This is a genomic window from Paenibacillus sp. UMB7766-LJ446 (genome assembly GCF_030226665.1).
GTDB classification, from domain to species: domain Bacteria; phylum Bacillota; class Bacilli; order Paenibacillales; family Paenibacillaceae; genus Paenibacillus; species Paenibacillus vandeheii.
In genome coordinates this window covers 46,740-52,739 of the sequence record NZ_JASOYM010000023.1, presented here as the reverse complement: position 1 = coordinate 52,739, position 6,000 = coordinate 46,740, and the positions used below count along the sequence as shown (strand labels likewise).

Annotated in this window: 2 protein-coding genes and 1 pseudogene; 1 reads left to right on the top strand and 2 read right to left on the bottom strand. The window is 40.9% G+C overall.

Features of this window, described 5'->3' with window-relative positions:
- Nucleotides 1-513 precede the first annotated feature (513 nt).
- On the top strand, nt 514-1,245 hold the full coding sequence (locus QP794_RS32170) for a tyrosine-type recombinase/integrase (RefSeq protein ID WP_052512302.1): 732 nt from the start codon (nt 514-516) through the stop codon (nt 1,243-1,245).
- A gap of 1,398 nt (nt 1,246-2,643) precedes the next feature.
- Here QP794_RS32170 and QP794_RS32165 read toward each other — a convergent pair.
- Together QP794_RS32165 and QP794_RS32160 are read right to left on the bottom strand one after the other, a co-directional pair.
- A pseudogene (locus QP794_RS32165) lies at nt 2,644-4,296 on the bottom strand (Tn3 family transposase); the annotation flags it as partial.
- Nucleotides 4,287-4,955 carry a glycosyltransferase gene (locus QP794_RS32160; protein WP_268811932.1) on the bottom strand — a complete coding sequence of 223 codons (669 nt, stop codon included), beginning with the start codon at nt 4,953-4,955 and terminating at the stop codon, nt 4,287-4,289. The pseudogene QP794_RS32165 and the gene QP794_RS32160, both read right to left, overlap by 10 nt.
- Between the last annotated feature and the right edge of the window lie 1,045 nt (nt 4,956-6,000).

Here is a 6,000-nt window from a genome sequence, read left to right as displayed (position 1 = left end):
AACCATTGCTGATTCGTTAACAATTCGCCAATTATACGTCAGCTGAAAATCGAGGAGGATGTTCATGGCAAATAATAGCGCGTGGTGGATCGGCTCTTTCGTAGATCAGAAGTCGGTTTCCAAGGCTAGAGTTCGAGGAACCTCCAAGTTAAGCTGGTCTCAGTAACCCCCGCAGAAGAATTCCCTGAACACTCGGCATTACAATCGATCGTAGGGCAAGTTTGGCAGGATAAAAAGAATTACTCGGGAGTACTCGTGCAAGAGAGGTTAGATGGCAAATTGCGATCCATGAATGATCACCAGGACGAGACAAATAGGCTACCAGAAAAAGTAAGTCAGGCAGCCTATTTGCTCTAAATACAAGGAGGGGACTGTACCCCACCATTAGTATATATACCGTGGAGGTTGTATAAGTACAATTATCGAGTTGGAACGAGGTCCGATCAGTGCTGATAGATAAAAATTCTTCGAGGTAAACTTTCCACAACGAATACGAATAAAAGGCATCCAAAATTGGGCACCGTTTTTGCAGCCACGACGAGAGCACGCATCATTTCCTCAATAAGACAGTTTTTTAAATGGGCTGTTAAACAACAATACCTTCGATATGATGTTTCCCAGTATATAGAGAACCCGAAACTCGGTGAACGGCTTCCTAAAAGCCTTTCTCTACAGGATGCCATGACATTTGAACAATACGCCGCGAAGCGCAAATTTAAAGAAAGAGACTCATTAATCACTACGCTGTTTTTATTGCTCGGACTACGGGTTTCTGAACTCGTAAGTATCGATCTCAAGCATTTCAATGAAGATGATGGATCGCTCGCAGTCATTGGTAAAGGGAACAAGGAAAGAAAACTCGTGTTGACACCGAAAATAATTCGGGCCCTGGAGAATTATAAGCCAGTTCGGCAAATGATCCTACAAAAACGCAATAGAATTGATGAACCAGCGTTGTTTATTTCGGAAAAACGAGGGCAGCGGCTAACAAGAAGAGCTGTGGGATTAATCATCGAGGAAATTGCAAAAGATGCCGGTGTTCGAGCAAATAATTATAAAGTAACGCCTCATAAGCTGCGCCATACTTGTGCAACCGTTCTATATAACGACGGTGAGGGAGCTGATTTGTTGGCAATTGCTGATCTATTGGGCCACGCGGACCCCAAAACAGCCACGATTTATACAAAAGTGAATATAGAGAAAATGCGAAAAATCGTGACATCAAACCCTTTGGAATTAACCTAAATTGGATCATGGCATGTTTGTGTCACAAGCGGCATAAAAGGAGATGTTTGTGTCACTGAGAGTATTTCCATTCAGAACTTTGTAAGGAGATGTTTGTGTCAAAAATCCATCCGAATTTGGGCTTTAAGGTGATGTTTGTGTCATTAGACAGACACTTTTTCTGAGCTTGAAGACCTTGGAAATCGTGTATATTACGTAAAATTGCTGAATCAACTTGCAGCATACAATTTGAATCAGCGACGGTACGATATCGCAATTAATTATATCCTTGATTATATGCAAATAGCGGTTACAATGGACTTATACAGGGAATTTATTACAACTATAGGGATGTTTGAAAACGTCCGTAACCTAGCTACCACAGAGCAACAAATAAAGTACCAAAATATCTTACAGGAGGTGCATCATGAAAAAAGCATTAGTAGCTACATTTATGCTGATGACATTTCTTAGTATTGTGATTCCGGTTTCTTCACCGCCTTCCAATCCAACAATAACACCATTTAATCACGGCGTTAACGGGTAAAACAAAGGCCACTTGCATATGCAGGTGGCCTTTTGTAATGGAATCAACAATGTACACGTATATGTTTACGTTTACGTTTGCTTATATTGTGCGTCTCTATAGTAGTTGTGCCGCAGGTGCGGCAAAAGGTTTTCTGTTTCATCACAATTTAATGTGTAGGTTTCCGTTTCGATTTCGTCCATGCTGATAGGAGCCATATATGGATTGGAATTGATACTAAAGAATAAGCGATAAATGCTAAGTTGAATATAGTCTTATGTTGAAAAGTTTGTGCTTGGATATAGTTGCAGGATAGATACATAAGTATTGCGGATATGAAAACGTATTTGTTATATTCCTCTTTGCTCGTGCTGATCCGCAGGATTACCGCATGAAGCCACGCTACAAAAGACAAAATGGCTATAGTAAATACTGTTGCCATATCTTCACGCTCCCTTCTAGTAATATTATACCCATTATGTGAGAGATTCAGTCCTGTACACATATTATCGGCTTCAGATCCGCGGCCGTGATAGTTTCTGTGTACATTTTATCTGCTGCAGAAAGTACCAGGAGAAAAATACGTACACATCAAACCTAAACAAGTGAAGAAAACAGGTGTTTAATCCCCCGGTTCATCGGCCCTAAATCCCAAGCGACCCCGGAAAAAGCATCCGGGTTCCATTGGGATTCTTAACGGGCCTAGCAGGGAAGCTAAAGACTCTGGGGCAATGCTCATACATCATGGGGATTGCTCCGTTCCGTTTCACTCCACTCCACAAACCCCATCATGTAGGGGTCCTACCAACAAAACGCGGAAAACATACGCCAAGAGAAATTCCGAGGTAAAAAGGCCGATGATTCCTACGCTAAGGAATCATCGGCCTTTAATATTATTGAAGAAGAGGGTGTAGGGAATGTAAACTTGTTACTTTTCTTGCATCAAAGTTGTATTCACCAAGAAAATTAATGTGTTCCCATCCTAATGGAGAAATATGTTTAAGTAAGTCTTCTCTCAAATTCCCTTTTTCCTTCAATAGTTTTGTTGCTTCTGTAAGATAAACGGTATTCCATACACTAATGGCATTAATTAGAATGTTTAAAGCACTTGCACGTTGTAGCTGGTCTTGTATTCCTCGTTCCCGCAACTCACCTCGTTTTCCAAAGAATAAGGCTCTCGCTAACCCATTCATCGCTTCTCCTTTATTTAGTCCTCGTTGAATTCGACGGCGTAGTGTTTCGTTAGATATGTAATCCAAAATAAAAATGGTCTTTTCGATTCTCCCCATTTCTCGCAAAGTAGTTGCAAGTTTATTTTGTCTCGCATACGACCCTAATTTCCCCATCATAAGTGAACCGGACACTTTTCCTTCTCGAATAGAATGAGCTACACGTAATACGTCATCGAAATTCTCTTGAATAATTTTTGTATTAATACGACCACGGAGTATATTTTCTAATTTTGGGAATTCATTTGGCGTTTGGATCGTGAATAGCTTAGAGTCAGCTAAATCACGTAGCCTTGGTGCAAAACGAAATCCTAGTAAATGACTCAATCCAAATACTGAGTCGGCGTAGCCAGCTGTGTCTGTAAAATGCTCTTCAATGTTTAAATCTGTCTCATGATGAAGTAATCCATCAATAACGTGTACAGCATCACGAGCATTGGTATTAATGACTTTCGTATAAAAACTTGAAAATTGATCACTAGTAAATCGATAAATGGTTGCTCCTTTTCCAGACCCATAGTGTGGATTGGAATCGGCATGTAACGATGAAACACCAACCTGTACGCGCATTCCATCAGAGGAAGAGGTACTTCCATCTCCCCAATAGGAAGCTAGTTTAAGCTTATGTTGAAAATTCACTAATGTCGCTTGTGCACGACTTATAGCATCATCGAATAAACGCCATTGCGCTGCATTAGCCATTTGATGATAGGTAACTCCTGGTGTCGCTTCTGCCATTTTAGTAAGTCCTATGTTAGTTCCCATCGCCATGAGAGCAGCCATGAGAACTACTTTTTCCTCTCCCTTTGGTGGGCGATTGGTTGAGGCATGTATCAACATTTCGTCAAATCCTGTCCAGTGTGCTACCTCCATTAAAAGATCAGTGAGCTTTATTCTTGGCAACATATTATATAAAGACAGGCTAAAAGCTCTCGCTTCTTCGGGTGTATTCTTCTCCAAACGGTCCAATCGGATCTTAGCCTTTTCGATATTTACTCCTTCTAGAGAATCAAGATTATTTGAAACCCATGTAAGGCGTTGAGCTAGTGACTTTCTTCTTTCCTCAAGATATTCATCTGCCGATGAACGAACGGCTAGTTTAGTTTCCGTAAGACGAGTTGTTTTCCAATCTTCTTTAGGAACAAGATACTCTTCAAAATCTTTATGAAGTCTACTACCGACTACGGATATGTCGCCTGAACGAATATGATTTTTCAACTCTGTTAGTGCAGCCATCTCATAATAGTGTCGGTTAATTATTCCATCATCACCATAAACATGCTTCTTCCAACGTTTAGGAATAAAATCTACCGGGCTGCTAGTTTCTTGACACTATTCAACCCTGGTCCACCACCAACCACTACGACATGCATGTTTGGGGAGGAATCCATACAGCGCTGTGCAGCTCTTAAAAAACTTTTACATATCTCTGCTTTTTCATCCTCTATTCGGCTGACATACAATAGCACTTTCGACTTACTGGCAATGTTTAATTGTGTGAGCAACTGCTGGTTTCTGTTGTATCTAAAATGCTGCGTATTAATTCCATTTGGAATTAATACAGATTGGATATTTTTCTCTTCCAGCCACTTTTTAACCGGCCAGCTAACGCTAATAACCGCGTGACGACTATAACACCTCTTCATTATTTTCGTGATCAGTGCCCGAGGATAGTATGTCCCATGTATGGTGTAGACAAAAGGGATTCTCAGCTTTCTGCTGAGGGCGCTACCGATTATTCCGGTAGATTCATGGTGAGCATTAATGACGTTGATCTTATGCTTGATAATCCATTGCTCCAATCTTTGCCGGTCGTTTATTTTCGTAAATATTGGACAACCAAGCGCCCTGAACTTGGACAACAAACTCCCCCGATTACCTGCTACATAAATGGAGACCCCTCTTTTTCCCATCTCTTCGACAACAGCGGACACATATGTCTCTGTTCCTCCCACTTCCAATTTATCTATGATCATAAGCAATCGAAGAGTTGGCTTCTTCATGAATTTCCCCTCCAATAAGGTTATGAATCTCACTCCTTATAGTATGGGGTGTTAATTCATATCGTTACTGGAATACACCCAAGAAGACAAAACAGGCGTTTTATAGTATTTCGAATGAAATACAATTCTCTGACTGAGCATGAAAAATCACCTCCATTTAACAAGAATAGGTGAGGCCTGGAAGGAAGCCGTTTTTGCAAAATCCTTTGAAGTTACCCTGAGCATTATTAACGAATGGAAGATTTTTTGATAATAACGGTTACATTGTTGCCCTGACCACAGGACGACTCGAGTCAACATCAGTTCGCTCTAAAGTACCAACAAGGATGTAATCGCTTCCAGGATGCGAGGTCATATATTCCTTGGAGACATCCCAAAATACGCTGTTTCGTTGTAAATATAAAATAATATAATGGCTAACCTAATCGCTACCTGACAATTGCCTTTTTTGAGTTTCATAGCCACTTCATCCATGCATTGCGTCCGGTATTACATATATTATCCTATGCTATATCTATTCATGAGGAAGTGAGCATATCATGAATACTTTTTTTTGGATGCTCGAACATCACAAAATGCTAGTTTGGCTAACTCTATTTTGGTGCCCATTCTATTCATTTGCAGGCCTCAGTTATTCGGACAGATAGGTCTAATGACTGCCGGTGCTGAGACAAACCCTCGTGTTCAGTTTAAAGGAACCGTTTCCGTTCAATTCCCTTTTAGCCCTTGTTGGAATTTATCCGCACCCAATTCAATGGCGCCTATCGCATTTCGGTAGCCAATTTGTCTTCTATTCCTTCTTCAGTGCGTTGTGAGATTTTTAGAGGATCCACAAATTCAGGAACCCCTATTTATGTGGTTTCACAACCTGTGTTCCCCTTGAAGGAATCCTTCTGGAAAGCTTCGAGGGCTCTTCATTGTAATCCGACAAATGAATACAACACTCCCATTCAAAATTAATATGCGCCACTTTCATTACTCCGCGCGCCCAAGGATAAACGGTCGCAGCTTGATCGTG